General features: G+C 70.2%; 22 protein-coding genes. 14 read left to right on the top strand and 8 right to left on the bottom strand.

Annotation, left to right across the window (positions count from 1 at the left end; all coding sequences use genetic code 11):
- Positions 1-76 precede the first annotated feature (76 nt).
- The 6 genes from ABD743_RS16290 to ABD743_RS16265 all read left to right on the top strand — a co-directional run bounded on the left by ABD743_RS16290 (position 77) and on the right by ABD743_RS16265 (position 7095).
- Positions 77-1492, top strand: coding sequence for a rhodanese-like domain-containing protein (locus ABD743_RS16290; RefSeq protein WP_344722925.1), 1416 nt, complete (start codon positions 77-79; stop codon positions 1490-1492).
- Positions 1489-2772 carry an MFS transporter gene (locus ABD743_RS16285; RefSeq protein ID WP_344722924.1) on the top strand — a complete coding sequence of 428 codons (1284 nt, stop codon included), beginning with the start codon at positions 1489-1491 and terminating at the stop codon, positions 2770-2772. Before ABD743_RS16290 ends, ABD743_RS16285 begins: the two co-directional genes overlap by 4 nt.
- Positions 2773-2968: 196 nt before the next feature.
- Positions 2969-4501: a heparan-alpha-glucosaminide N-acetyltransferase domain-containing protein gene (locus ABD743_RS16280; protein WP_344722923.1), complete on the top strand. Its 1533-nt coding sequence runs from the start codon at positions 2969-2971 to the stop codon at positions 4499-4501.
- A gap of 309 nt (positions 4502-4810) precedes the next feature.
- Positions 4811-5794, top strand: coding sequence for a Dyp-type peroxidase (locus ABD743_RS16275; protein WP_344722922.1), 984 nt, complete (start codon positions 4811-4813; stop codon positions 5792-5794).
- The gene (locus tag ABD743_RS16270; protein WP_344722921.1) at positions 5791-6594 is read left to right on the top strand and encodes a family 1 encapsulin nanocompartment shell protein; all 804 of its coding nucleotides are present in this window, start codon (positions 5791-5793) and stop codon (positions 6592-6594) included. Before ABD743_RS16275 ends, ABD743_RS16270 begins: the two co-directional genes overlap by 4 nt.
- A 66-nt stretch (positions 6595-6660) precedes the next feature.
- A complete protein-coding gene (locus ABD743_RS16265) occupies positions 6661-7095 on the top strand; it encodes a PPOX class F420-dependent oxidoreductase (RefSeq protein ID WP_344722920.1) in 435 nt (144 codons plus the stop codon).
- Positions 7096-7155: 60 nt separating this feature from the next.
- Here the strand turns inward: ABD743_RS16265 and ABD743_RS16260 are convergent, their stop codons facing one another.
- A complete protein-coding gene (locus ABD743_RS16260; RefSeq protein WP_344722919.1) occupies positions 7156-7899 on the bottom strand; it encodes a dienelactone hydrolase family protein in 744 nt (247 codons plus the stop codon).
- 267 nt (positions 7900-8166) lie between these two features.
- Between ABD743_RS16260 and ABD743_RS16255 the strand changes: the two genes are divergently transcribed.
- Both ABD743_RS16255 and ABD743_RS16250 read left to right on the top strand, forming a co-directional pair.
- Complete coding sequence (locus ABD743_RS16255; protein WP_344722918.1) at positions 8167-9663, top strand: flavin-containing monooxygenase; 1497 nt, start codon at positions 8167-8169, stop codon at positions 9661-9663.
- A gap of 35 nt (positions 9664-9698) precedes the next feature.
- Positions 9699-10634: an alpha/beta hydrolase gene (locus ABD743_RS16250; protein WP_344722917.1), complete on the top strand. Its 936-nt coding sequence runs from the start codon at positions 9699-9701 to the stop codon at positions 10632-10634.
- A 25-nt stretch (positions 10635-10659) separates the two neighbouring features.
- On the opposite strand, the gene ABD743_RS16245 is transcribed toward ABD743_RS16250, so the two are convergent.
- On the bottom strand, positions 10660-10983 hold the full coding sequence (locus ABD743_RS16245) for an MmyB family transcriptional regulator (protein WP_344722916.1): 324 nt from the start codon (positions 10981-10983) through the stop codon (positions 10660-10662).
- A gap of 395 nt (positions 10984-11378) precedes the next feature.
- Between ABD743_RS16245 and ABD743_RS16240 the strand changes: the two genes are divergently transcribed.
- Together ABD743_RS16240 and ABD743_RS16235 are read left to right on the top strand one after the other, a co-directional pair.
- Positions 11379-12029, top strand: coding sequence for a hypothetical protein (locus ABD743_RS16240; protein WP_344722915.1), 651 nt, complete (start codon positions 11379-11381; stop codon positions 12027-12029).
- 184 nt (positions 12030-12213) lie between these two features.
- On the top strand, positions 12214-12630 hold the full coding sequence (locus ABD743_RS16235; protein WP_344722914.1) for a DUF1772 domain-containing protein: 417 nt from the start codon (positions 12214-12216) through the stop codon (positions 12628-12630).
- An 18-nt stretch (positions 12631-12648) separates the two neighbouring features.
- On the opposite strand, the gene ABD743_RS16230 is transcribed toward ABD743_RS16235, so the two are convergent.
- The 5 genes from ABD743_RS16230 to ABD743_RS16210 are packed head-to-tail and all read right to left on the bottom strand — an operon-like array spanning position 12649 to position 16875.
- On the bottom strand, positions 12649-13626 hold the full coding sequence (locus tag ABD743_RS16230; RefSeq protein WP_344722913.1) for a 5-oxoprolinase subunit C family protein: 978 nt from the start codon (positions 13624-13626) through the stop codon (positions 12649-12651).
- Positions 13623-14513, bottom strand: coding sequence for a 5-oxoprolinase subunit B family protein (locus ABD743_RS16225; protein WP_344722912.1), 891 nt, complete (start codon positions 14511-14513; stop codon positions 13623-13625). Before ABD743_RS16225 ends, ABD743_RS16230 begins: the two co-directional genes overlap by 4 nt.
- 13 nt (positions 14514-14526) lie before the next feature.
- Positions 14527-15885: an acetyl-CoA carboxylase biotin carboxylase subunit gene (locus ABD743_RS16220; RefSeq protein WP_344722911.1), complete on the bottom strand. Its 1359-nt coding sequence runs from the start codon at positions 15883-15885 to the stop codon at positions 14527-14529.
- Complete coding sequence (locus ABD743_RS16215; RefSeq protein WP_344722910.1) at positions 15882-16142, bottom strand: acetyl-CoA carboxylase; 261 nt, start codon at positions 16140-16142, stop codon at positions 15882-15884. Before ABD743_RS16215 ends, ABD743_RS16220 begins: the two co-directional genes overlap by 4 nt.
- A 10-nt stretch (positions 16143-16152) precedes the next feature.
- Positions 16153-16875, bottom strand: a complete 723-nt coding sequence (locus ABD743_RS16210; RefSeq protein WP_344722909.1) for a LamB/YcsF family protein — start codon at positions 16873-16875, stop codon at positions 16153-16155.
- A 492-nt stretch (positions 16876-17367) separates the two neighbouring features.
- Here ABD743_RS16210 and ABD743_RS16205 point away from each other — a divergent pair, with 492 nt between their 5' ends.
- Positions 17368-20211 carry a helix-turn-helix transcriptional regulator gene (locus ABD743_RS16205; RefSeq protein ID WP_344722908.1) on the top strand — a complete coding sequence of 948 codons (2844 nt, stop codon included), beginning with the start codon at positions 17368-17370 and terminating at the stop codon, positions 20209-20211.
- A 136-nt stretch (positions 20212-20347) separates the two neighbouring features.
- A complete protein-coding gene (locus ABD743_RS16200) occupies positions 20348-21631 on the top strand; it encodes an MFS transporter (RefSeq protein WP_344722907.1) in 1284 nt (427 codons plus the stop codon).
- Between the two features lie 4 nt (positions 21632-21635).
- On the opposite strand, the gene ABD743_RS16195 is transcribed toward ABD743_RS16200, so the two are convergent.
- Entirely contained in the window at positions 21636-22304 is a 669-nt protein-coding gene (locus ABD743_RS16195; RefSeq protein ID WP_344722906.1) for a CYTH domain-containing protein, read from the bottom strand.
- A 349-nt stretch (positions 22305-22653) separates the two neighbouring features.
- Here ABD743_RS16195 and ABD743_RS16190 point away from each other — a divergent pair, with 349 nt between their 5' ends.
- Both ABD743_RS16190 and ABD743_RS16185 read left to right on the top strand, forming a co-directional pair.
- On the top strand, positions 22654-25173 hold the full coding sequence (locus tag ABD743_RS16190) for a DUF4118 domain-containing protein (RefSeq protein ID WP_344722905.1): 2520 nt from the start codon (positions 22654-22656) through the stop codon (positions 25171-25173).
- Between the two features lie 181 nt (positions 25174-25354).
- Positions 25355-25513, top strand: coding sequence for a hypothetical protein (locus tag ABD743_RS16185; RefSeq protein ID WP_344722904.1), 159 nt, complete (start codon positions 25355-25357; stop codon positions 25511-25513).
- The last annotated feature ends 200 nt before the right edge of the window (positions 25514-25713 follow it).

Genomic DNA, 25713 nt, shown 5'->3' with positions numbered 1-25713 from the left:
CGCATGCAGGTTCGTGAGGAACAGACGTTCGACGTCTACGCATTCCCGTTCCTCGCCCGCGCCCCGAGGTGATCGCATGCGCGATTCGAACGAGGTGGCTGCGACGGGGTCCTCGGATGCGGTGCTCCCGCTCGTCGATACCGGGTTGGGCAACTCGACCTACGTGGTGGACCTCGGCGACGGCGGCGCGCTGGTGGTGGATCCGCCGCGTGATCTGCGTGCGGTCCGGGCGGCGACCGGCAAGGCCGGATTGCGCATCCGGTTCGCCGCCGACACGCACCTGCACGCCGATTTCCTCTCCGGCGCCCGGCAACTGGCCCACGACGACGGCGCGCAGGTGTTGGCCTCTGCAGCCGGCGGCCGTCAGTTCGGCCACCGCGGCCTGACGGACGGCGACGAGGTCGATCTCGGCGGGCTGGTGCTGACGGCCATGGGCACACCCGGGCACACCGACGAGCACCTCTCGTACCTCGTCAGCGACGGCGGCTCCCCGGTCGGGGTGTTCACCGGCGGGTCGCTGATCGTGGGCTCGGCAGCCCGCACCGACCTGCTCGGGCCCGAACGGACCGACGAGCTGGCCCGCGCCCAGTTCCGGTCGCTGCAGCGGCTGGCGCGGCTGCCGGACCCGACGGCGGTGTGGCCGACGCACGGCGCCGGTTCGTTCTGCTCCGCGCCGCCGGGCGCCGAGCGGACCTCCACGATCGGGCGCGAGCTGGCGAGCAACCCGCTGCTGCGGATCGAGGACGAGGACCGGTTCGTCGAGCAGTTGCTCGGCTCGTTGGGCAGCCACCCCCCGTACTTCCTGCGGCTGGCCGAGGTCAATCGGCGCGGGCCCACACTGCTGGACCCCACCGAGGCAGGCCGGCTCCCCCAGCTCCCGGTCCCGGACGTGCGACAGCGGCGCGCCGCCGGTGCGGTGCTGGTGGACGTCCGGCCCGTCGCCGACTACGCACGCGCCCACATCCAGGGGGCGGTGGCGATCCCGTTGCGCGCCCAGTTCGCGACCTGGCTGGGCTGGATGGTCGCCGCGGACGTCCCCATCGTCGTGGTGCGCAACCCCGACCAGGACCTCGGCGAACTGATCTGGCAGGCCCTCAACATCGGCGTCGAGCGGCTCGTCGGAGAACTGGCAGGCGGAACCGACGCCTGGGCCGCGGCCGGACTCCCCACCACCGGTATCCGCCTGCTCGGACCCGCCGAGGTCGACCAGCAGCACCGGGTGCTCGACGTCCGCCAGGAGGCGGAGTTCACCGCCGGGCACCTGCCCGGCGCCATGCACGCCGAACTCGGCTCACTCGCCCACATCACGGCAGACCAGATCACGGCAGAACTGACCGACGTGCCGACCGTGGTGATGTGTGGACACGGCGAACGCGCGGCCGGCGCGGCGAGCCTGCTCGAACGCGCCGGACACCACGACGTGGCCGTGCTCAGGGGCGGGCCTGACGACTGGTCCGACGCCACCGGCGGCGATCTCGTCCGGGGTCCATGAACGAGCGCGCCACCGCCGGGCCGGTCCGGCTCGGGCTTCGCGAGAACCTGCCCCAGTTCGCGCTGCTCGCGCTGGTCAACCTGCTGGTCGGCGGCATGGTCGGGCTCGAACGCACCGTCACCCCGCTCGTCGGATCCCAGGCGTTCGGACTCGGCGACCTCGCCGTCGCGCTCTTCGTGGTGGCCTTCGGTGTCACCAAGGCGATCACGAACCTCGTCGGCGGCGCGATCGTCGGCCGCTACACCCGCAAGACCGTGCTCATCGCCGGTTGGGTCGTCGGGCTGCCCGTCCCCCTCATGCTCGCCTACGGCCCGTCCTGGGGATGGGTGATCGGCGCGAACATCCTGCTCGGCATCAACCAGGGCCTGACCTGGTCGATGACCGTCAACATGAAGATCGATCTCATCGGGCCGCAGCGGCGCGGCCTCGCCCTGGGCATCAACGAGACGGCCGGTTATCTCGGCGTCGCGATCACCGCCCTGGCCACCGGCTACCTCGCCACCGCCTACGGCCTGCGACCCGCTCCCGAACTTCTCGGCGTCGCCTATGCCGTTGCCGGGCTCGCCCTGTCGATCACGCTGGTCCGTGACACCGCAGCACATGCCCGTCTCGAGGCAGGCCGGCATCACCCGTCCGACGAGACGGCTCCGGCTCCGGGCATGCGGCAGATGTTCGCCGAGGTCACCTGGCGCAACCGCAGCCTCGCCTCGATCAGCCAGGCCGGGCTGGTCAACAATCTCAACGACGGGCTCGTCTGGGTGCTGCTCCCCGTCCTGCTCATCGAGTCCGGTGTCTCGCTCAGCGGAGTCGGCGTCATCAAGGCCGTCTACCCGTTCATGTGGGCCGCCGGCATGATCGCCACCGGACTGCTCGCCGATCGCATCGGACGCAAACCGCCGATCGTCGCAGGCATGCTGATCCAGGCGATCGGCCTCGTCGTCATCGTCGTCGGGCTCTCCGAGGCGTTCCTCGCCGGCATCGCCGGTTCGTTCCTTCTCGGCGTCGGCACCGCCCTGGTCTATCCCGCACTGCTCGCCGCGATCAGCGACAGCGTCGACCCCCGGGCCCGTTCTGCAGCGCTGGGCGGCTACCGCTTCTGGCGAGACCTCGGCTACGCCGTCGGCGCGCTGGTCGGCGGCATCACGGCCACCTTCACCTCGCTCGGCACAGCTGTCCTCGTCGCCGCAGGCCTCACCGCCGCGTCGGGCCTGTGGTGCCAGATCGCCACACGCGAGACCCACCCACGACGGGCGTCGAAGCCCGTGGGCCTTCGGCACTGACCGCCACTGGGGCGTTCCCTACCTGAACCAGGGGTTCACACCCGGCGGTCGGGGGGGAGCGCTCGATGGTTCCCAGTGCTGCCCAGGACGGACGCTTACCCACCGAGAAGCCCGCCGGAACCGGCGATCCGACAGTCGCGACCGGGCCACCTGACGCTCCGATCTCCGCTGCGCCACGATGACCGAGGAGTCCGCGATGACCCCATTGACGCAGGTCGCACGCCCGAGCCTGCCGACCGCCGACTCGGTGCCGCGCTCGTCGCGCGTGATCGGGGTGGACGTCGCCCGCGGCGTCGCCTTGTTCGGGATGCTGGCGACACACGTCGTCGCCGTCGTCAACGAGAAGGGCGATCCCACCACCGCCACGGTCATCGCTGCCGGGCGCTCCGCGGCCACCTTCGTCCTCATCGCCGGTGTCGGCGTGGCGTTCATCTCCGGTGGCAGACACGTTCTGCGGGGACCTGAGCGGACAGCCGCAGCGGGCGGGCTCGTGGTGCGGGCCCTGCTCATCGGCGCGATCGGTCTGGCGCTGGGAACGCTCGCACCGTTCACCAACGTCGAAGGGATCCTCCCCTTCTACGCCGTGCTGTTCCTGCTCGCGATTCCGCTGATCGGCCTTCCCCCGCGGGTACTGGCCGGGGTGGCCGCCGGTCTGATCGTCCTGGGGCCGGTCGTGCTGGTGGCGACGGCACCCCTGGGGCTGCCCTATGCCCGCACCGAACTCGACCCCGGCTTCGGCGTTCTCGTGCAGGATCCGCTCGGGATGCTCGTCCAACTGCTGATCACCGGCGAGTATCCGCTCCTGGTCTACCTGGCCTACCTCTGCGCAGGGCTCGCGATCGGACGCCTCGACCTCACCTCCCGCCGCGTCGGGTGGTGGTTGCTCGGAGGCGGGGTCGCCCTTGCCGTCGCGGCCCGTTCGGCGTCCGCGCTGCTGTTGCACCCCCTCGGCGGGCTCGACGCCTTGCTCTCCGTCGGAGCACCCGATGTCGGCACGCTGCTGTGGGAGGCGCAGGTTCTCCTTGCCGAAGCCGAGTCGCCGGTGTCGTGGTGGTACATGGCTCTCCCGGCCCCGCACTCACACACACCGGTCGACCTGCTGCACACCCTCGGGTCTGCCGGTGCGGTTCTCGGCGCGGCGCTGCTGCTGACCCGCGTGCCCGTCGTGGCCCGAGCACTGTCGCCGGTGGCTGCCGCCGGCAGCATGGCCCTCACGCTGTACACCGCTCACCTGGTGCTGCTGGCCACCGGGCTGCTGCGGGACCAGCCTGCCGCCCTCTACCTCCTCATGGTGCTGGGCGCGATGGCGTTCGCGGTGGTGTGGCGACGATGGGTCGGGCAGGGGCCACTCGAGCGGATCGTGGCGGCAGCGGCCGGCGCCACCCGTCAGCACCTCGCCGCTCGGCTGGGTCGCCGAGGTGCCATCCGCCCCGCGGACGGACGAGGCACATCGGCACGGCACCGAACTGCCAGAGGCGCGGCCCAGTTCCTCGTCCCGCTCGCGTGCGCCGGGTTGCTGCTCCTCGCTTTCGTGGGCGGTAGCCGGGTCGGAGCACATCAGGACGAGGCCGGGGCGCCCGTCGCAGGTGTCGAACCGACCGCAGCCGCCGCTGTTGCGCCGGTGCCAACCGCTCCGCCCGGACCCGCCGCCGCTGCGGAGGCTGCCGCACCGCAGCCTGACGAGGAGACGGCCCTGGATGAGGACGAGGCGATCGGCGAGGAGGACTGACGATCCCGACGGGTGCTCGCGGCAACCGGTCACATCACATCGGAGGCGCTTGACAGTCCTGCCCGACCCGCTTGTGCTGGAGCTTCGCGGCCTTCGCTGCGGATGGCCGGACTGCCGCCCGTGGTTGGTGATCGCACGTTCGTGCGATGTCGGGCGGACGCTTCTGCGGCCACTGTGGAACGTCCCACCGCTGTGGACCGAGAGAGGACATCGGATGAGCGAGCACATCGCGGACCTGGAGGGGTGTGTCAGCGTGGGCACGCACCCCGCCCCGCCCGGCGGCCCCGAGGGCTCGGCGCGGGCAACTCGATGACAGAACCGCAGGCCGTGCTCGCGCCGCTGTCCCGTTCGGCGGTGTTCCTCGTCGTGACGGTGAATCCCGATCAGGCGAGCCGCACCCGCGTCCGTGAGTTCTGCGCCGACCTGCCCGGCCTGGTCCGCACGGTCGGCTTCCGCGACCTCGACGCGGGCCTCTCCTGCGTGGTCGGGTTCGGCGCCCGCGTGTGGCCCGACCTGTTCGGAATCACCGCTGCGACCGCGCTCCACCCGTTCCAGGCCATCCGCGGGCACCGCCACGACGCCGTCGCCACCCCCGGCGACGTGCTCTTCCACGTCCGGGCCCGACGGCAGGACCTCTGCTTCGAGCTCAGCACACAGATCCTCGCGGCGCTGCGCGGCGCCGTCACCGCAGTCGACGAGGTGCAGGCGTTCCGCTACTTCGACAACCGCGACCTCCTCGGCTTCGTCGACGGCACCGAGAACCCGACCGGCGAGGCCGCGACGAGCGCCGCGATCGTGGGCGAGGACGACCCGGTGTTCGCGGGATCGAGCTACGTCATGGTGCAGAAGTACCTGCACGACCTCGACGCATGGGACGCGCTGGACGTCGGCGCGCAGGAACGGGTCATCGGCAGGACGAAGCTCTCCAACGTCGAACTCGACGACGACGTGGCCCCCGCCAGCGCGCACAAGGTGCTCACCACGATCACCGACGCGGACGGCCGGGAGCGCAAGATCGTTCGCGACAACATGCCGTTCGGCAGCCCGGCCGCCGGGGAGTTCGGCACGTACTTCATCGGCTACGCCTCCGACCCCGACGTGCTCGAGCAGATGCTCCGGAACATGTTCCTCGGCGACCCTCCCGGCACCTACGACCGCATCCTCGACTTCTCCCGTGCCGTCACGGGGGCGCTCTTCCTCGCACCGTCGGTGCCGCTGCTCGATCAGCTCGCGGACTCGCCGCCGCCGACGTCGCTCACCATCGGATCCCTCAAAGGACGGACACTGCCGTGAACAACCTGCATCGCGACCTGGCCCCGATCTCCGATGGCGCGTGGCAGGAGATCGACGAAGCCGTTGCACAGGCGTTCACCAGCACCGTCGCCTGCCGCCGGGTGGTCGACGTCGTGGACGCCGACGCGACGACCGCGGCGATCAGCACCGGGCACCTGCGGGCGGTCGAGTCGCCCGGCGGGGCCGTCCGCGCACGGCAACGGCTGGCGGTGCCCGTGGTGGAACTGCGCGTCGAGTTCGAGCTCGAACGTTCCGACCTCGACGACGTGGAGCGCGGAGCACAGGACGGGGACTGGACCGCGGCCAGTGACGCCGCAGTCGCTCTCGCGCTCGCCGAGGACCGCGCCATCGTCGAGGGCTACCCGGCCGCGGGAATCACCGGCGTGCGCGAGACGAGCCGGGAACGCACCGTCCCGTCGCCGACCGAGGTCACCGCCTACCCGGACGCCGTGGCCCGCGCGCTCGCCCTTCTCCGCGACGCCGGTGTGGCCGGCAAGTACGCCCTGCTCCTGGGCGAGGAGGAGTGGGTGCGGGTCACGGCCAGCACCGAGCACGGCCTCCCGGTCACGGAACACCTTCGCCGGCTCCTCGACGGCGACGTCCTTCCGGCCCGCGCGCTCGAGTCGCCCCTCGTGCTGAGCGCCCGCGGGGGTGACTTCGCGCTGCACCTCGTCGAGGATGTCTCGGTCGGCTTCCTCAGCCACACCGAAACCACCGTCCGGCTGTACGTCGAGGAGGCCTTCACCTTCCTCGACTACACCGCAGAGGCCGCCGTGCCGTTCGTCCCCCGCGCGACCTGATCAGCCGCCGACCGCACCGGATTTCGCCGGAGGAATAGCCGACATCCGATCTCAGGTTTGCCGAGCATGACCGCCACGCAATTCGACCCGCACACGCTGCTCGCCGAAAGCCGGCTCGGTGTCCTCGCCACCATCAAGTCGGACGGTCGTCCACAGCTCTCCCCCGTCACGCCGTTCTACGACAGGGACACCGGCGTGATCTACGTGTCGATGACCGAAGGACGTGCCAAGACCGCGAACCTGCGCCGGGATCCACGGGCCGCGCTCGAGGTGACCAGCTCGGACGGCTGGGCGTGGGCCACCGCCGACGGCACGGCCACACTCGTCGGCCCGGGAACCGACCCCCACGGCCCGGAGGTCGAGGCGCTGGTGGACTACTACTACCGCAAGGCCGCAGGCGAGCATCCGAACTGGGACGAGTACAGGTCAGTGATGGTGGGTGACCGCAGGGTGCTGATGAAGCTGAAGGTAGAAAAGGTCTACGGAGCCCAGATCCGCTGAATTGTGGACCCGTAGTGCTGTCGTGGGCACCCGCCCGACAGCACTACGGCTCCGCAACGCTCAGCCCCGGAGGTTCTTTGCGAACAGGTCCGTCAGCGCGGTCCAGTGTCGTTCCTCGGCGCTCGGGTCGTGGGTGGGGTTGTCCGGCACCGCGAAGCCGTGGGCGGCCGGGTACTCCTCCATCGTGTAGCGGACCCCTACCGACTCGAAGGCTCCCTTCAACCGCTCGAACTGGTCGGCCGGGAAAGAGTCGTCGTTCTGCGCGGCCGCCACGTACACCGCAGCGCGGAGGCGGTCGGCCAGCAGGTACGGGCTGTCCGGATCGTCGGTGGCGGCGAGCCGGCCGCCGTGGAACGAGGCCGCCGCGGCCACGCGCTCCGGATGCCGTCCGGCCACGATCAGCGAGGAACGGCCGCCCATGCAGTACCCGGTGGTCCCCACGGTCGTCCCGGAGACCTCGGGGCGGCCGCCCAGAAAGTCCAGGAACGCACCGGCGTCACGGGCGATCGCGTCCGCGTCCAGGCTCTGCACCATCTTCATCAGGCGCGCCCTCTCGGTCGGGTCCGAGAACACGGTGGCCAGGTCGAACGGCTCCCAGTCGCCGGACCGGTAGTAGAAGTCCGGCAGCAGGGTGACGTAGCCGGACGCGGCGAGGCGGTCGGCCATGGCTCGCATGGTCTCGCGCACCCCACCGGCATCCGCGTAGAAGATCACCGCGGGCGCGGGGCCGCCCCCGTCCGGCACGTGCAAGGTGGCGGGACAGTCGCCGTCGGGGGTGGGGATGGTGATCTCCAAGCGGGGCATGCGGGTCTCCCAGGTCTCACGTCTGCGATCCGGTCGAAGGTCATGCTCTACGGCGACCGCACCACGCTCAAGTGAACAGCGATCACCTCTCAGCCGGTGGCCCACATGGCGCGATCAGCCACAGTGGACGCAACGAATCATGCTGATCTAGAACGTGATTCGATTCACATCGCGCTGGCGTGCAAACTGGAGCAGCGTTCTGTCGTCGCGGCAGCACCGTGGGTACCGTGAGTGATGTAGGCCACACAGTGGAGTGGAGGCTCTGGCATGACGATGACCGAACCCGAAGCCACCGCAACGGCGACCGAGCACGTCGACGTCCTCATCGTCGGCGCCGGGATCTCCGGCATCGGGGCCGCCTACCACGTGAAGGACCGCTTCCCCGACCGGTCGTTCGTGCTCCTCGACGCGTTGGAGAGCCACGGCGGCACCTGGTGGACCCACCGCTACCCCGGCGCCCGGTCCGACAGCGACCTGTTCACCTTCGGCTACGGGTTCAAGCCCTGGCGCGGCCCGTCGATCGCGACGGCCGACGAGATCCGGTCCTATCTCGGTGAGGTCATCGACGAGAACGACCTGGCGGGCAGCATCCGCTACCGGCACCGCGTCACGTCCGCGCACTGGTCGTCCGCCGACCGCCGCTGGACCGTCGAGGTCACGCGGGACGACACGGGCGAGCAGTTGCGGTTGACCACCGACTTCCTATGGATGTGTCAGGGCTACTACCGTCACCAGAAGGGCTACACCCCCGACTGGCCGGGCATGGACCGCTACCAGGGCATGGTCGTACACCCGCAGGACTGGCCGGACGACCTGGACTACGCCGGCAAGCGTGTGGTGGTCATCGGCTCCGGGGCCACCGCGGCCACGCTCATCCCGGCGATCGCGGAGACCGCCGGGCACGTCACGATGCTGCAGCGCTCCCCGACGTTCTTCATCTCCCGCCCGAAGACGCACGAGCTGGCCGTCACGCTGCGGGCACTGGACGTTCCGGAGGAGTGGACGCACGAGATCCTGCGACGCGCCCACGTGGCGCAGCTCGAGGAGATCACCCGGCTGTCCTTCGAGGCACCCGACGAGCTACGCAAGTTCCTCATCGAGGAGATGCGCCCGCTCCTGCCCGAGGACTTCGACATCGAGAAGCACTTCACCCCCAGGTACCGGCCGTGGCAGCAGCGCCTTGCCGTGGTGCCGGAAGGCGACCTGTTCGCCGCTCTGCGCGAGGGGAAGGCGTCGGTGGCCACCGACACCATCGAGACGTTCACCGAGACGGGCATCCGGCTGGCCTCCGGCGAGGAGATCGAGGCCGACATCGTCATCACGGCCACCGGCTTCGACCTGGCCGTCTTCGGCAACATCGCGTTCACCGTCGACGACGAGCCGGTCGACTTCACGCAACGCGTCACCTACCGCGGGATCATGATCTCCGGTGTGCCCAACATGGCCTACGTGTTCGGCTACTTCCGGGCCAGCTGGACGCTGCGAGCCGATCTGGTGAGCGAGTTCGTCTGCCGGCTGCTCGCCCACATGGCGGAGAAGAACGCCACGGTGGCGGTGCCGGCCCTGCGGCCCGAGGACGCGGACATGCCGCTGTTGCCATGGATGGACCCCGAGAACTTCAACGCCGGATACGTCATGCGCTCGGCGCACCTGATGTTCAAGCAGGGCGACCGCGAGCCCTGGACCCACATGCACGAATACACGCAAGAACGCCAGATGCTCCCCGCCGCCGACCTCGACGACGGCACTCTCGCCTACAGCTGACCCTCCAAGCTCCCACCTGCAAGACAGGAGATCCCGTGCCGGTCGACCCGCCCATCGCCGCATTGCTCGCCACGCTCGCCGAGGCAGGCCTTCCTCCCATGTACGAGGGGACGCCCCAGGCCGGGCGGGCCCAGTACCTGGAGATGACCCATGGGGCGCGCAAGCCCGAGCATCTGGTCCCCGTGGGCAGCACCGAGGACATCACGGTGCCCGGGGCAGCAGGCGAGCTGAAGGCCCGCATCTACCGCCCCGACGGTGAGGGCCCGTTCCCGACCGTCGCGTTCTTCCACGGTGGCGGCTGGGTCATCGGCGATCTCGACACCCACGACAACATGGCCCGCAACGTCTGCCGGGGCAGCCGGGCCGTCGTCGTCGCGGTCGACTACCGCCTGGCGCCCGAGCACCCCTTTCCTGCTGCGGCGGACGACGCGGTGGCCGCGGCCCGCTGGGTCGCCGAGCATCTCGGCGAGCTCGGCGGCAACGAGCGCCTGGGCGTCGCGGGCGACAGTGCGGGGGGCAATCTCGCCGCCGCCGTGGCCCAGCAGCTGCACGCCGACGGCACGCCGATGGTGGGGCAGTTCCTGATCTACCCGGCCGTCGACGCCGGCGGCGAGTACCCGTCGCGGGTGCAGAACGCCAGGGGCTACATGCTCGAGCAGCCGAGCATGGATTGGTTCTACGGCCACTACGCAGGCGCCTGGGACGACGCGAAGGACCCGCGACTCTCGCCGCTGCACGCAGCCGACCTCGCCGGGTTGCCGCCTGCGGTGATCGTCACCGCGGAGTTCGACCCGCTGCGCGACGAGGGCGAGGCCTACGGCAAGGCGCTGCGCGCTGCGGGAGTGGAGGCCGAGCTGCGGCTGTACGACGGGATGATCCACGGCTTCTTCGACATGGGAACCATCTCGCCTGCCGCACAGACAGCCATCGACGAGAGCTGCGCTCGGTTCGGGGAGCTCCTCCGCGACTGAGCCACCGGTTTCGCGGTAAGCACAGTCACCCGCCTCCATCACCCGCGGCGGCCATCTCACGCAGTAGTGCGCAGGTGGCCGTGGCCCGCACCGGCGTGAAGATCACCATGTGCAGGTCTGCCGGATTGGCGAACCTCAATCGGTGGCGTTCCAGGTGCAGGTCGCCGACCGGGTGGTGGATCAGGCGTACGGGATGGGTGAACCCGGCGAGATCGTGCTCCTCCCAGGCGGCACGGAAGTTCGGGCTGGCGCGGATGAGCCGATCGACCAGGTCGGAAGTGGGCGGCTCGAACAGACTGGCACCGGCTTCGGCCCGGAACTCGGCCAGGAGACACCGGCTGACGAACACTCGTCTCCATCAACAGCTCGACGGGCGCTTATATCGTCGAGCCGCATCGGTCGTATCACATGTGTATTCGCCATTTTGGTCATTATTCACTTTCGCTCGTGGCCCTCATGATCCTGAGGCCGACAAGAGACACGGACATTCGCAGAGCGCGGTGAGGTCGCGCGGACAGGAAAGGGTCGGCGTCATGGCATGCAACGTCCGCTGCCGTCGTGCGCCCAGTAGATCGATGCAATGAGCAGCACGGGCACACGTTCCAGCTTCTCAGTCAGGTGGACAGCGGATCGGACCACCCGTGCACGACGTTCGTCGGCTCTCCCGGCTGCGCGGCGACGACCCGCTGGGGTAAATGCGTCTGTGATCATATCTACTCCTACGCATCTGTCCTCGGCTCGGCGTTGACCATCCAGCCCCTGCAGCAATGGGTGGACGACCGGCTGAACATCGCGGAGAACGGCGACACCTACCCCGCGATCAGCAAGAAATCGACACCCGAATCAGGCCCCCTCATACCTGCCAGCATCACCTCGAGGACTCCCGTCAGCACCCGACGACGACGTCCGCTGGCGGTGATGCGCGGGATACGCGTGCTCGCGATGCTTGTCCCGCGGAACAAACCGGTCACGCTCCTCGCGGAGTCGGTCGGAAGTGGTGGGGAGGTCGGCGGCATGGACCAGCGGGAACCCCGGGGTCAGGTGCGCAGCTCGACCGAGCATGCCTTGGCACACTGGCTGGCCGCGGAGGACGAGGGCGAGGACGCCGGCCGGCTCCACCCCGACGACCGGCTCACATGCCACGTGCACGGTCGGTGGATCCACCAGTGCGTCTCGTCACCGGTACACGTCAACCCGGTCACGCGACACCGCTGGTGTCGCGACTGTGCAGTGGAGCTGCCCGTTGCCGTGGACGAACTCGCGCGAACGGTGACCATGCACTGCCCACGCTGCAACCAGGGCAGCAGCGCGGCTACCGCGCGAGTGCTGGCGGCCTGCCGTGCCAGCCTCATCCTCGTCAGCCGCAAGAAGGCCCGGCCCCGACTCGTGGCGTGACTCGCTCGGGTCACGCGCCGGTGGCCGCCACCAGGGATCGCGTCGTGGATCGAGCCGATCCTTTGGCGCGTCCAGGCTTCTCTGCAAGGCTGACGACGTGGGGAGTTCTGCGCGTAGATCGTCCGCCCGCGTTCGATCGCTGCCGCTGACCATTGCTCGTGTCGCGCACCAACAGTGGTTCTTCGTGAACCTCTATGAGGCGGTCGTGCGGATGCCCGACCGGCTCGCGGACGAGCACGACAGCTCTGCGCGCGGCCGGGCCGGCCTCCTCGCCTCAGGCAGTCCAGCCCGCTACCACCTTCCAGCAGCTCCGATCCTGCTCGGTTCCACGATCGCTGCGCTCGTCGACGGGCAACGCAACGACGGTGACCGCGTCGCCCTTCTCGTGGCTGCGGTCTGCTCGCTGTCCGGAGCGGCCGTGACCGGGTATCTCGTTCGGCGCGTGAACCTCAGGCTCCTCGACGGCGGCCCGCCGATCGGACCCGAGGAACGACACGCGCTGATGAGCCGCTGGTACGGCGCGAATCGGATTCGCCTCGCCCTGCTGGCCGTGGGTTCGGTTGCTCTCGAGCGCGCCGCACGTCACCGGTCGAGTGGGTAGGAGCGCCCTACCGCAGCCTCATCCCGCGTTCGGCGAAAGGGCTTCCGCCAACCGGCCGGTGCGGGCTCGGTAGTCGGCCCGCGCAGCCAGGGCGCCGTCCAGGTCGACCGCGACGAACCGCGTGCGCGTGTTGGGCGCCGACTGCGCGACCATGTCGAGGTCACCGGACAAGACGGTGGCGACCATCATGTAGCCACCGCCCGAGACCGCGTCGCGATGCAGGATGATCGGCTCGACGCTGCCGGGCACCTGGATCGAGCCGATCGGATACGGCGCGTCCACGATGTTGGACGGGTCCTGACCCGCACCGAACGGCGCTTCACGCTCGACGGTCTCCAGCTCGGCGCCCTTGTAGCGGAAGCCGATGCGGTCGGCCACCGGTGTGAGCGTCCAGGTGGTGCCGAGGAAGCTCTCCCGGCCCGCGGCGGTGAGGCGGTGGTCGTAGAGGCCCATCACCACGCGGACCTCGACGTCTTTCGAGTAGGACGGCCGCAGGTCGAGCGGCACGCTGCGGCCGGGCTTCGGGCCGGACGACGAGCCGACGGGGAGCTTGTCGCCGGTCTGCAGGGGGCGCCCCGCGAAGCCACCGAGGGCGCCGAGGCCGTAGGTGGAACGGCTGCCGAGTACCTGGGGAACGTCGATTCCGCCCGAAACGGCGAGGTAGGCGCGCGCGCCCGCCGTCAGGTAGCCGAAGTCGAGCACGTCGCCCGCGGCCACGGGGAACGACTCCCACAGCGGCCGGTCTTCGCCGTTCACCCGTGGTGTCATGCTCGCGCCCGCCACCGCGACGACGGCAGGCTCCTCGAACGCCAGCTCCGGCCCCATGTAGACGATCTCCAGCGCCGCGGCACCGGCCGGGTTGCCGACCAGCAGGTTCGCCGCACGGAGCGCGTACTGGTCGAGGGCGCCCGACGGCGGGATGCCGACGTCGTAGTACCCGGTACGGCCGGCGTCCTGGACGGTCGTGGACAGGCCGGGCTTGCGTACCTCGATCACCGCAGCACCTCCAGCAGCCGGGCGTTGTAGCCGTCGGGGTCGTCGAGGAACTCCTGCAGCGCGAACTCCGCCGGGGCCGTCCGGATCCGGAAGGTTCCCGCCTCGACCTCGGCGACGTGCGCGTCGTACTGCTCGCGGTCGATCGGGGTGTACTTCACGATGTCGCCGGGTCGGAAGAAGACCATGAAGTCGGTGAAGTCGGGCAGCTGCTGGGTGGGGTCGTAGATCGGTGCCGGGGTGATGCCGAACATCTGGTAGCCACCCGCGCCGCGCACCGAGTAGATGCAGGCGAAGCACCCGCCGTAACCGACGGTCTGTTTCGGGGTGTCGGTACGCGGGCGCAGGTACTTGGGCACGATGATCGCCCGCTCCCGGGGCACCATCTGGAACTTGAACGGCAGCCCCGCCACGAACCCGACCATGGAGACGAACCACGGCGAGCCGGCGTGGGCATCGATGAACTCCTCCACCGACGAGTAGCCGTTGATCCGTGCGGCGTACTCGATGTCGGTGGCGTCGGGATCCTGGTGGCGGTCGCGGAAGCGCATGAGCGTCTCCGTGGTCCACGGGTCGCGATAGAAGACCGGGATCTCGACGACCCGGGTGGGAAGCGCGAGGTCGTGCGCGTCACCGACCTGCTTCTCCAGCTCCTGCAGCAGCCCCAGCAGCTTGTGTGGCTCGAGCACGTCCGGGTCGTAGCGAACCTGGTAGGACGCATTGGCCGGACAGATCTCCAGCACGCCCTCGGGGTGGTTCTCGCGCAATGCCTTCGTGATGGCCATGACCCGGAAGTTGGCCTGGAGGCTCATCTCCTCGGCCAGCTCCACGAACACGAACTCGTCGCCGCCCCAGCTGTAGCGGGCGGCCTGCACGTCCGTCAGCGTCACGTCGCCGCCTCTTTCACGTCGCTGCCTCTTTCCGTTCGGCCAGCCAGTGCTCCAGTGCGCCGGTGTGGAAATCCGCCGCTGCGAACCAATCCTGGGCGAGGATCTCCGCACCCAGCGCAGCGGTGGTCGGCACGCCGTCCACGGCGAACTCCCCCAACGCGCGCCGCCCGCGCCGGATCGCGGTCTCCCGGTCCTCTCCCCAGACGACGACTTTCGCGAGCAGGGAGTCGTAGAAGGGCGGAACCGTGCCACCAGGCTCCAGCCAGGTGTCGACGCGCACCCAGGGCCCTGCCGGCAACGCGAGGCGTTCGATCTTGCCCGGGGAAGGCATGAAGTCCTTCTCGGGGTCCTCGGCGCACACGCGGAACTCGATCGCCGAGCCGCGCGCGACGATCGCGTCCTGCGCGAACCGCAGCGGCTCCCCCGCCGCGATCCGGAGCTGCTCGGCCACGATGTCGATGCCGGTGATCAGCTCGGTGGTCGGGTGTTCCACCTGGATGCGGGTGTTCATCTCGATGAAGAAGAACTCGCCGGTCTCGTCGTCGACGAGGAACTCGGCGGTGCCCGCGCTGGCGTACCCGACCTCCCGCGCGAGCCGGACGGCGGCAGCCGTCATGGCCTGCCGCACGCCGTCGTCGATACCGGGGGCGACGGCCTCCTCCACGACCTTCTGCCTGCGGCGCTGGAGCGAGCACTCGCGCTCGAACAGGTGCACGACGTCTCGTCCGTCACCGAGCACCTGCACCTCGACGTGCCGGGCGCGACGCAGGAACCGCTCGAGGTACATCGCACCGTCGCCGAATGCGCTGGCCGCCTCCTTCGACGCGGCGGGGAACGCCGAGCGCAGCCCCGCCTCGTCCGTGACGACACGGATGCCACGTCCACCGCCGCCCGCCGCGGCCTTGAGCATGATCGGATAGCCGATCTCGGCGGCCGCTGTGACCGCGGCGTCGACGTCCGCGACGCCGCCCGGCGTGCCGGGAACCGTCGGGACACCCGCCGCGGCGGCCACCTGCCGGGCCCGCACCTTGTCGCCCATCTGCTCGATCACCGCGGCGGCCGGGCCGACGAAGGCGAGGCCGGCGTCGGCGACCGCCGCTGCGAACGAGGCCCGCTCGGAGAGGAACCCGTAGCCGGGGTGCACGGCGTCGGCATCGGTCTCTCGGGCGGCGTCGAGGATGGCGTCGGCGAGCAGGTAGCTCTTCCCGGCAGGCGGCGGTCCGATCTCGACGGCGGCATCGGCCAGCCGGACGTGTGGGGCCTGCGCGTCGGCCGTGCTGTGCACCGCCACGGTGGAGATACCCAGGTCACGGGCTGCACGAACGATGCGGACCGCGATCTCGCCGCGGTTGGCGACGAGGAGGCGCTTCACCCCTGTCCGTCCGGGGATGCCTCGATGACCGCGACCGGCTGGCCGGCGTCGACCACGTCCTCGTTCTCCACCAGGAACTCCACGACCGTGCCCGCCGCACCGGCGGGTACCTGGTGGAAGGACTTCATGACCTCGACGAGGCAGACGGTGTCGTCCGCGCCGACGGTCTGGCCCTCGGCGGCGAACGGGTCGCTGTCGGGGTCGGGCCTCCGGTAGAACACGCCGGGGATCGGCGAGACGACCTCGTGCCGGGCCATGGGGCTCCTCTCAAGCTGACATGTGCGGGCGCAGAGCTTCGTGGACGGCCTTGGCGACGTCCACGGCGTTCGGGGTGTCGGAGTGCACGCAGACGCAGTCGGCGCGCACCGGGATCTCGGAGCCGTCCACGGCCGTGGCGACTCCGTCGGTCACCGCGCGCACCGCTCCCCGCGCCGACGCGGCCGGGTCGAACGGCTGGTGCACGCGCGTGATGATGAGCGAGCCGTCGGGGCGGTAGTCGAGGTCGGCGTAGTACTCGGAGATGAACCCCGCACTCCGCGCACCCCAGACCTGCTCGTGCACCGTGCCCGCCATGCCCATGAGCGGCACCCCGAAGATGTCGGCGGCGTCGGCGAGGGCCTCGGCGACCTCCGGGTCGCGCGCCGCCATCCCGTACAAGGCACCGTGTGCCTTGATGTGGTTGAGCTCCATGCCCTGACCACGAAGGAAGCCCGACAAGGCGCCGACCTGGTAGACGACGGCCGCGGTGAGCTCGTCGCGGTCCAGCTTCATCTCGCGACGGCCGAAGCCCTCGCGGTCGGGCAACGACGGATGGGCTCCGACCCGGACGCCGTGCTCCTTGGCCAGCGCCACCGTCTGCTGCATCACGCGCGGATCCGAGGCGTGGAAGCCGCAGGCCACGTTGGCGACGGTGATCCACGGCATCAAGCCCTCGTCGTCGCCGCAGCGATAGATGCTGAATGCCTCACCCATGTCGCAGTTGATGTCCACCTGCCGACCTCCTCCGTTCAGGCGGTTCCGCCATCCTTGCCCACTGCGCGGAGCCCCGCCACACCCCCCGCGGGCCCCACACGTCACAGTCGTGCAGACATCGCGACCAACCCGCACGAAAGATCAGGTCGCGGACGATGCACCGCGCAGCATCCGTGCGCACCCCACCCGGAAAATCGGCCCCGCTTCCGCGACCGCCGGAGCGTCGGCGAGTCGGCGGCATCTGCAGCGTGAACCGGTGCTGGTACGGCCCCACCCCTCGCGAGGTCGTACCTACACCGGAAGACCGCGGCCCTGCCCGCCCGTCAACCGCCCACGTCGCGGTTCTGGGAGCCCGGAGACCACGACCACCGAGGCTGCCAGCCGTCGGGAGCCGCGCGCATCGCACGCCTCCGCCACCATCGAGCCGGCTGCCCTGCCGGTGTGTGACGCACGACCAGGGCGGATGAACCGGCGCCGACCGCTTGTCGTAAGTGCCGAGGGGAGGTGGCGATGGCCGGGACCGACGCATACGAAGCTCCATCGCGGTCCCCCGTGGTCGTCCTCCACGGCAGGGAGACGGAGCTCGCTGCCCTCCGCCGGGCGTTCGACCAGCTCGTGCGGGGGCGCGGCGGCGTGATCCTCCTCGACGGCCAGGCCGGCATCGGCAAGACCAGCCTGCTGGCCGCCGCGGCCGCGGACGCCCGGGAGAGGGAAATCGAGATCCTCTCCGGCGGAGGCAGCCCGGCGTCGCGAACCGTCCCCCTGAGCGTGCTGCTCAGCGCCCTGGCTCCCCGCGCGGGGGCCGTGTTCGGCTCCTTGCGCGATTGTCTGGCCGAGCACGAGTCCGCTCAGCGGCTCTGGCTGCTGTGGGAGATCACCCAGCTTCTCGAGGCCGAGGCGATCCTCCGTCCGCTGATCATCGCGCTCGACGACCTCCACTGGGCCGACGAGTCCACGCTGACAATGGTGGCCTGGCTGTCGAAGATGCTGAGCTCACACAGAATCCTGTGGCTGCTGGCCTTCCGCCGGGACGAAGGCGGGAGATCGCTCGCGGAGTGGGTCACCCACGTCACCAGCCCCGACACCTCCCGGATGGCCCTCGGCCCGCTCTCGACCACAGCGGTTGCCGCCATCGCCGCCGACACGCTGAACGGGCGGCCGGACAATGCCCTCCTCCATCTCCTGGATCGGGTCCACGGGAACCCCTTCATGCTCGCCGAGCTGCTGCGAGGGCTAGCCGACGAGTCGTTGGTGGAGAAGCGCGACGGCGTCGTCGCTCTCGCCGGAGCGACCCTGCCCCGCCGCTTCGTCGGATCGATCGAGGACCATCTCAACCGGCTGCCGCACGAGGCCCATACAGCCCTGCAGATGGCCTCCGTCCTGGGCCGCCGGTTCTCGCTCGACGAGCTCGCGGACATGCTCGACCGGCCTGCAGCCGATCTGTTGCCGGTTCTGCGCAACGCGATCACAGCCGGCCTGATCGTCGACGAGTCAGGTCGCCTGGGCTTCCGCCACGACCTCGTGCGCGAGGCGGTGCAGACGATGTTGCCCAGCTCCATCACCACCGCGCTGCAACGTCGGGCCGTCGAGGTGATGGTCCGCCACGGTGCTGCACCGGCCGAGGTGGCGCCGCTGGTCATGGAGCTTGCGGCTCCCGGTGACTCGGCCGCCGTCGAGCTCCTCGCTGAGGCGAGCCGGTCGATCGGGCGCTCGTCGCCGTCGGTCGCGGTGCCGCTGAGCAAGCGCGCGCTGGAGCTGATGCCGCAATCCGATCCGTCCCGCCCGAAGCTCGTCGGCGAGACGATCGACCTTCTCCTTCGTGCAACGCACCTCACAGAGGCGCAGAGGCTGCTGGTCACGCATGCGCGCGAGCTGCCGGACGCCGCCACAGAGGTGAGGACACGACTCGGTCTCGGAGCGGCCGCGCTTGCCTTCGCTCCCGTCGTCAGCATGGAACAGGCCCACTCCTGCCTGCGCCGCCAGGGGCTGCCGCCGACCCTCGAGACCGAGGCGCTCGCGCTCCTCTCCTTCTCCCTCGAACTCACCGGCGATCGGATCGAGGCGAAGGACGCGGCCCAGCGCGCAGTCGCGCTCGCCACTGCGAACGACGTCGATGCGGACACGAGGGATCTCGCCCGGCATGCGATGGCGGTCCAGCTCATGGCTCGGGGGGCGCTCCATGAAGCGACGACGATCGTCGACGACACGGTGCGGCCGGACAGTCGGACCGATCTCCCGAGCATCTCGCTCAACAAGGCGCCTGCCTGGAGGGCCCTCGTCCTGACGTGCTCGCTGCGCCTGGACGATGCCCTCGCGGTGATCGACCACGGCATCACGGTCGCAACCGACGAAGCGATCCCGACGCACTCCCGTGTGTGGTCCATGCTCCGCAGCCACGCGCTGTTCGCCGCCGGACGCCTCGGAGACGCGCAGGCGGAGGCCGAAGCGTTGCTGGAGTTGGCGGGGATCGACGGCGACGACACCGTTCCGGGCGGCCCTCTCGAGGGCGTGATCGCCCACGTGCTGGGCGGGGTTGCCCTGCACACCGGCCTCGCGGCAGACCTCGCCCTGGCTCGCCGTCTCGCGCTCCGTCTCGTCGAGTCGCCCGTCGAGACGAGCCGCCGCCTGGGTCGCGTGCTCCGCGCCAGACTCGACGACGCGGCCGACAGGCCCGGCGCCTGCACGGTCGACGTGGCCGATATCGACCCGCTGGCCTCCGGCATGCTGCCGGTCAGTGATCCGCGGTCAGCATCCGATGCCCCGGCTCTGGTTGCGCTACTGCTGCGAGCCGAACGGCGCAGCGACGCCGAGTCGGTCGTGCACAACGTGGAGGCAGTCGCCCGATCCTGGCCCGCGTTCCCGTTCCTGCGCGCCTCGGCCCTCCACGCACGCGCTCTCCTCGACCAGCGGACCGACCTCGCGGTGGAAACTGCGCTCCTGCACGAGCACGACCCGCGACCGCTCGTGCGCGCCTCGGCGCTGGAGGACGCCGGCCGTCTCTCCGGTGCCACCGACGCTCAGGTGGCCGTTTCCCACCTGGATCGGGCACTCACGCTCTACCTCCGTGCGGACGCCCACCGTGACGCCGCCCGGGTACGCAAACAGCTCCGGGCCCACGGGGTGCGGCGCTCGGCAGGGCGTGAGGAGCGTTCGGCCTGGCCCGAGCTGACCGCATCCGAGTCGGCCGTGCTGCGGCTGGTCGCCGAAGGCGCGACCAACCGCGAGGCGGCCACAGCGCTGTTCATCTCCCCCCACACGGTCAACGCCCACCTTCGGCACATCTTCGGCAAGCTCGGGATCAACTCCAGGATGGAACTGATCCGAATGGCCGCGGAGCGGAAACGGACGAACTGACATATCTGCGCGCTCGCGCCTCGGCATCGACAGCGACTATTCCGCCTGATGGAGTGGGACCGTTCGACGGACCGAGGGGGATGGCGGCATGGGAGTTTCGAGGTATCGGGCGAGTCCGGCACTCGGACGATTCGGAATGTTGGCGACGGTCGGTGCGGGCATTGCCATCGAGGTGTACGACCTCGGCATCTACGCCACATTCTCCGTATTCTTCGCCTCACAGTTCTTCGCCAGCGGTGACGCGGGAAGCGACCTGCTGAGCACACTGGCCGTCTTCGCCGTGGGGTTCGTCGCCCGTCCCTTCGGCGGCCTCTTCTTCGGGTGGATGGCCGACCAGGTCGGACGGCAACCCGCCATGACGCTCTCCGTCGTCACGGCCGCCGCGGGCAGCCTGATCATCGGGGTCAGTCCGACGGCGACCACGATCGGCATCGGTGCACCGATCGTCCTGCTCCTGGCCAGGCTCATCCAGGGATTCGCCCAGGGTGGTGAGCTGCCGGCGGCACAGACCTACCTCGCCGAGGTCTCGCCGGCGTCCCGGCGGGGCCGCTGGTCCAGCCTGAACTACGTCTCCGGCGCGCTGGGTGGCCTCTTCGCCACCGCTCTGGGCGCCGTTCTCGCCACACTGCTCAGTCGCTCCGACATGATGACCTTCGGCTGGCGAATCCCGTTCCTGCTGGGCGGCGTCCTCGGGTTGTTCGGCACCGTCATGCGCAGACGACTGGACGAAACGCCGATCTTCACAAGTGCTGCCAGCCCCGGACGCCGCACCTCACCGTGGCGGCAGATGGGCGCCCGGCCGGTGCTCCTGCTCCAGGTGATCGGCCTCACCGCAGGCGTCACCGTGGCCTTCTACACATGGAGCGCGGCCGTCCTGCCGTTCGCCATCGAGCAACGGCACACGAACCCGGCCGCCGCCCTGTGGGCAACCGCAGCCGCCACCGTGCTGTTCACCATGAGCCTGCCGTTGTGGGGAGCAGCCGCCGACCGCGTCGGGCGCCGTCCGATACTGCTGGTCAGCATGATCTCGTCCGCCGTGTTGCTCTTTCCCCTGCAAGGGCTGATCCAGGGCCAGGCCTGGCAGCTCTTCGTGGCAGCGGCCGTCGCAACGGTGCTGATCGGGGGCACGCTCTCCATCCTCCCGGCGCTGTTCGCCGAGCTCTTCCCCACCGGCATCCGTGCGCTGGGCCTGGCCATCCCCTACTCACTGACAGTCGCAGCATTCGGCGGCACCGCGCCCTACCTCCAGGCCTACCTGGGCCGGCACGACGCCACCGCGGCCTTCTACTGGTGGGTGATAGCGCTGATCGCGATCACGGTGGTCACCGTGGTGTTCTCGCCGGAGACCCGCAGCCGCGAGCTGAACGCCGTCGGCTCCACTCCGGCACGCAGAGCGGCTCACGCCCCCGACCGCCCCTAGCCTGCTACCGCGACGCGAGATGCTGCATCAATACCTGCGTCTTGGTCGTCTGCTGCCGTGACATCACGATCCGCCGGTCGGCGATGAGCTCGCGCAGGCCTGCGGCTACTCGGTGAGAGCGGGTCGGGCGACATTTCACCGACAGCTCGACGACGTGCGAGCCGTCCGGATAGATCCACGACTCCACATCGATGCGATGCTCGAACTCCCCCGAGGTCAGCCGCACCACGTTCACCGGACCGAGGACCACCAGATCATCGATGTCGAATCCATCGCCGGCAGCGGCGCGAAGGAGCGCGCGTTGCCTCCTCGAGAGCAGGCGCCGAGCCGGGTGCCGCTGCCCGATCGACGTCAGCACCGTCCCGGGGCGCAGGCGCCGCTTGATCGACGCCGACCAGATCGCCACATCGGGCAGGACGTCCAACTCCAGTGCAAGGCCTCGAACACGGCTCTTGACCTGTGGCTCCGTGTGGCGCAGCTTCACGACGACATCCTCATCGACGCCGTCGGTCACGCGGGTCCGCACGATGATGCCGCGCTGATGCAGCGTGAGGTCCGGCGTGTCCAGGTAATGGACGAGCCGGAGCTGCGGCCGTTCAACCCTCACGTCGAGCACGGACAGGGCCTGTTCGAGCTCGACGTCGAGGATGGTCTTCAGCTCGACCCGGTCCACGCGTCGACCCGCTCCCAGGGCAGCCGTCAACGAGCCCCACGGCAAGGTCGGACCGGATGGTCGAATACTCACAACCGCAGCCTCCCCGCACACTCCCCGGCTAAACCGGAGTGCGTGCGCGCTTCGGACCCGGCGCGCCCGAATCTTGACGTACTTCGTTCACCCCGGCTGTTCAACCGGCCAGGCGGGGTAGCCGCCACTGCGCCGATCGCCCCTAAACCGCAGCGTCGTTAGGAAATCGTCAAGGTTCCTTTCCAGGTGACTGCGGCGGTCGCATGCTGTCGAACCCTCGACTTCGCTGCCATCGGGCGCGAGGTGATCGCGAGCAGAGAGCAGTCGAGGTGAAGTCATGGGTACGCGCGGCGAGCTGAGGATCTACCTCGGGGCGGCGCCCGGCGTCGGTAAGACCTACGCGATGCTCGGTGAGGCCCACCGCCGCGCGGGACGCGGCACCGTCGTCGTCGTGGGTCTGGTCGAGCCCCACGGCCGCTCGAAGACCGCCGCCCTGATCGAGGGGCTGGAGGTACTCCCCCGCCGCCGGCTCACGCACCGCGGCGTCGTCCTCACCGAGCTCGACGTCGATGCTGTGCTCGCCCGCGCGCCGCAGGTCGTGCTCGTGGACGAGCTGGCACACACCAACGCGCCCGGTTCGCGGAACGCGAAACGCTGGCAGGACGTGGAGGAGATTCTCGACGCCGGCATCACCGTGCTCACGACGCTCAACATCCAGCACCTGGAGTCGCTCAACGACGTGATCGAGCGGATCACCGGCGTGCACCAGCGGGAGACCGTGCCCGACGAGGTCGTCCGCCGCGCCGAGCAGGTCGAGCTCGTGGACATCACCCCGGAGGCGCTGCGGCGCCGGTTGGCGCACGGCAACGTCTACCCGGCCGAGAAGGTCGACGCGGCGATGGCCAACTACTTCCAGCCCCGCAACCTCACGGCACTGCGCGAGATGGCCCTGCTGTGGGTGGCCGACGAGGTCGAGGTCGCGCTGCAGCGCTACCGGACCGACCAGCATGTGAGCGACGTCTGGGAGACCCGGGAGCGGGTCGTGGTGGCGCTGACCGGCGGGCCGGAGAGCGAGACCGTGCTGCGTCGGGCCGCCCGTATCGCCAAGCGTTCCAGCTCGGCCGAACTGTTCGCGGTGCACGTCCTGCGCGGCGACGGGCTGGTCACCGCACCGGTCAGCGCTCTCGCGAACCTGCGCCGCCTCGCCGAGGACGTCGGGGCCTCGTTCCACACCGTGGTCGGCGACGACGTGCCTGCCGCGCTGCTCGACTTCGCCCGCGGCGTCGACGCCACCCAGCTCGTGCTGGGCACCTCCCGCCGGTCCCGCGTGGCCCGCCTGCTGGTCGAGGGCATCGGCGCGCGGGTGGTGCAGCGATCGGGGCCGATCGACGTCCACATGGTCAACCACCCCGAGGCCGGCCGAGGCATCCAGCTGCCCCACCGGTTCAGCGCCGTCTCCTTCACCCGCCGCGCCACGGGGTGGGCACTCGGCGTGGTCCTGCCCGTGGGCGCAACCGCGGTCGGCATGCTCGGCCAGGGTGTGTTCGGTCTGTCCACCGACGTCGTGCTGTTCTTCCTCGCCACGGTGGTCGTCGCGCTCGTCGGCGGGCTCGGCCCGGCCCTGTTCGCGGCCGGTGCGGGTGCCCTGCTGCTCAACTTCTTCCTCACCCCGCCGCTGTACACGCTCACGATCGCCGAACGGGAGAACGTCATCACCCTGGTGGCGATGGTTCTGGTCGCGGTACTGGTGGCGCTCGTGGTCGACCGGGCCGCGCGGCGCGCCCAGCAGGCCGCCGCCGCAGGGTCCGAGGCGGCGCTGCTCGCGTCGCTCTCACGTACGGTGCTCACCCGCCCCGAGCCGCTCCCGCGGCTGCTGGACAAGCTGCGCGAGGCGTTCGGGCTGACGACGGTGGCGATCCTCGAACGGCAGGACGGGCACTGGACGACGTCCGCATGTTCCGGACCGCCGGACTGCGCGCGCCCTGAGCAGGCCGACGTCGACGTGGCGGTCGAACCCGACGTGCACCTCGTCGGCCGCGGCGCCCCGCTGCCGGCCGCTGACCAGCGATTGCTCGAAGCGGTCGGCGGTCAGGCGCTGCTCGCCCTGCGCAACCAACAGGTCACGCGCGAAGTGGCCGAGGCGCGCCGACGGGCCGACGCGACCGAGTTGCGCAGCGCACTGCTGTCCGCCCTCGGTCACGACCTGCGCACTCCGCTGGCATCGATCAAGGCGTCGGCCAACAGCTTGCGTGACCGCGATCTCCGGCTGTCCGAGGACGACAGCTCGGAGCTCGCGGCAACGATCGAGGAATCGGCCGACCGGCTCACCGCGGTGGTGAACAACCTGCTCGACTCCTCGCGCATCGCGACCGGCGCCGTGGCCCCGGAGCTGCGTCCGGTCGGGCTCGACGAGGTGGCGCTGCTGGCGATGCGCGGGCTCGACCCGACGTACCGGCCGACGGAGCGCGTCGGGCTCGAGATCGACGAACGGCTCCCCGCGGTGCTCGCCGACCCTGGCCTGCTCGAACGGGTCGTCGTCAACGTCGTGGACAACGCGCTCCGCCACGGCGGCGGCGCCCCCGTCACGCTACGGGCCAGCACGTATGCCGACATGGTCGAGCTACGCGTCGTCGACTCCGGTCCCGGGGTGCCCGCCGACCGGCTCAACCGGATGTTCGCCCCGTTCCAGCGCCTCGGCGACCGGGGGAACAGCGGGCTCGGGCTCGGGCTGAGCGTGGCGCGCGGCTTCACGGAGGCAATGGGCGGCACCATCACCGCGGAGGACACACCGGGCGGTGGGCTCACCATCGTGATCAGCCTGCCCGCCGCCCCGCATCCGGCGGCCTTGCCCTCGTGATCCGCTCCTGTCGGACCGATCGGACGTCAAGAACGCGCAGTGATCCTCGCATCGGGCGTCAACAAGCTGCCGATGCGCCTTCCGGGCGCCCCACCCCGCCACGCACCCTCACCTCGTGGATGTCGGCCTGCCCCGGGCCGATTCACGCCGAACTCTGGCCGCAGTACCACGGGAGCTACCCATGACCAGCTCGCACGTTCTCCTCGCCGTGCTGCTCAGCGGCTACTCGACCATCGCGGTCCTCAGCGCTCGTGCTGTCCTCCGCGAACGGCGCGGGAGAAGACGCAAGGCGCTGCGCGTGATCGCCGGCACCCACCGGGATCCGACCAGGCCGTGGTAGCACCACGTCGTCACGTTTCGGGCCGGATGCGTTTGGACGACGTCAGGGCAGGTACTCAGACGCTGCCGACGGCGAGACGCTGTCGGGAGCGCGAGAACGCGCGTGACGGTCCGAGAGGTGACTTCCATGTGTGCCGACTCTGCTCCATCCAGGGAGCGGACAGCTGAATTCGTCCTGTACCGGCCTCTGGGACTGACGGC

Source organism: Pseudonocardia yunnanensis (assembly GCF_039534065.1).
In the GTDB taxonomy this organism is placed as follows: Bacteria; Actinomycetota; Actinomycetes; order Mycobacteriales; family Pseudonocardiaceae; genus Pseudonocardia; species Pseudonocardia yunnanensis.
The sequence above is the reverse complement of the archived record's forward strand: the minus strand, read 5'-3'. Positions and strand labels throughout refer to the sequence as shown.

Bases quoted from the DNA above. Each gene is read 5' to 3' on its own strand.
- ABD743_RS16285 (WP_344722924.1), top strand. From the start codon at position 1,489: ATGAACGAGCGCGCCACCGCCGGGCCGGTCCGGCTCGGGCTTCGCGAG.
- ABD743_RS16275 (WP_344722922.1), top strand. From the start codon at position 4,811: ATGACAGAACCGCAGGCCGTGCTCGCGCCGCTGTCCCGTTCGGCGGTG.
- ABD743_RS16280 (WP_344722923.1), top strand. From the start codon at position 2,969: ATGACCCCATTGACGCAGGTCGCACGCCCGAGCCTGCCGACCGCCGAC.
- ABD743_RS16290 (WP_344722925.1), top strand. From the start codon at position 77: ATGCGCGATTCGAACGAGGTGGCTGCGACGGGGTCCTCGGATGCGGTG.
- ABD743_RS16265 (WP_344722920.1), top strand. From the start codon at position 6,661: ATGACCGCCACGCAATTCGACCCGCACACGCTGCTCGCCGAAAGCCGG.
- ABD743_RS16215 (WP_344722910.1), bottom strand. From the start codon at position 16,142: ATGGCCCGGCACGAGGTCGTCTCGCCGATCCCCGGCGTGTTCTACCGG.
- ABD743_RS16205 (WP_344722908.1), top strand. From the start codon at position 17,368: ATGGCCGGGACCGACGCATACGAAGCTCCATCGCGGTCCCCCGTGGTC.
- ABD743_RS16255 (WP_344722918.1), top strand. From the start codon at position 8,167: ATGACGATGACCGAACCCGAAGCCACCGCAACGGCGACCGAGCACGTC.
- ABD743_RS16260 (WP_344722919.1), bottom strand. From the start codon at position 7,899: ATGCCCCGCTTGGAGATCACCATCCCCACCCCCGACGGCGACTGTCCC.
- ABD743_RS16185 (WP_344722904.1), top strand. From the start codon at position 25,355: ATGACCAGCTCGCACGTTCTCCTCGCCGTGCTGCTCAGCGGCTACTCG.
- ABD743_RS16190 (WP_344722905.1), top strand. From the start codon at position 22,654: ATGGGTACGCGCGGCGAGCTGAGGATCTACCTCGGGGCGGCGCCCGGC.
- ABD743_RS16200 (WP_344722907.1), top strand. From the start codon at position 20,348: ATGTTGGCGACGGTCGGTGCGGGCATTGCCATCGAGGTGTACGACCTC.